Below are 1,112 nucleotides of genomic sequence, written 5' to 3' on the forward strand. Positions count from 1 at the left end.
TTTAGTGCGCCCAGCAGGGTGCATCCACTTGGGAGTGAAAGTCTCCTGCAGACCCGATAGGGGGAACTGCTAGCTGAACAGCAAGGGTGTCCATTGTGAGGTGGAATCTGAAGGAAGCTGAACGCAAAGCACTGCCTCGACGTACAGAAATCACATACAAGGCATATTACTCGGATAAGAAGGCTAATTTCTTCAAAGTCCCATACCTATACGGATGGGTAATATGTAAATGTGGCGGGGATAAGTGTGAAGGTGGATGTGCATTACCTGGGGAGATCTCACAGTTTGCCATCGGCTACCGTCGCCGCGAGACGACGGAACGAATTGTGAGAAGTCAGCCGAGGGCATAGTAGATCCAATCGACCAGGATTAAAGGCCCGAACGTAGTCAAAGGATGAACGTCGACTGCACTGCCGGAGATGGAGAAACAGTAATTTGGCTGAAATGTCTAAACCTGAGAACAGAGAATACGAACAGAATTCAGAAGGTATGTCCACAGGTGTTTCAAGTCCCGGAGTCCAGCCGGATGGGATTCGTCCCGATACAGACAAATTGTTAGAACGAATGGTCGAACGCAACAATATGATGAAGGCCTACAGTAAGGTTGTAGCCAACAAGGGAAGCGCAGGCGTAGATAATATGTCCGTGGTAGACCTGGGCGATCACCTGCGCAGACATTGGCCGGTCATCAGGAAAGCACTTCTTGAAGGTCGCTATATACCACAAAAGGTTCTGAGGGTGGAAATCCCTAAACCCGGCGGTAATGGCGTTCGTCTACTGGGAATCCCGACGGTCACAGATAGGCTTATACAACAAGCCTTACACCAAGTACTTAACCCGATCTTTGATCCGGGTTTCTCAGAACACAGCTATGGTTTCAGGCTCGGACGCAGTGCTCATCAGGCTGTTCTTGCAGTTAAGGGCTTTGCATCTGGAGGAAAACGTTGGGTTGTCGATTTAGATTTGGAGAAATTCTTTGATCGGGTCAATCATGACATACTTATGTCTCGTGTGACTCGTAAAGTAGAGGACCCCAGAATCCTAAAGCTGATCAGGCGTTATCTTAAAGCTGGAATTATGGCAGACGGTATTACTTCTATTCCGAAACAAGG

General features: G+C 48.4%; 1 protein-coding gene. It reads left to right on the forward strand.

Annotated elements, in window-relative coordinates:
- Positions 1–444: 444 nt before the first annotated feature.
- Positions 445–1,112, forward strand: a 668-nt coding sequence (locus DV872_RS26125) for a reverse transcriptase domain-containing protein (RefSeq protein ID WP_253952531.1), incomplete at its 3' end; no start/stop codon positions are given.

Source organism: Oceanispirochaeta sp. M1 (assembly GCF_003346715.1).
GTDB lineage: Bacteria > Spirochaetota > Spirochaetia > DSM-2461 > DSM-2461 > Oceanispirochaeta.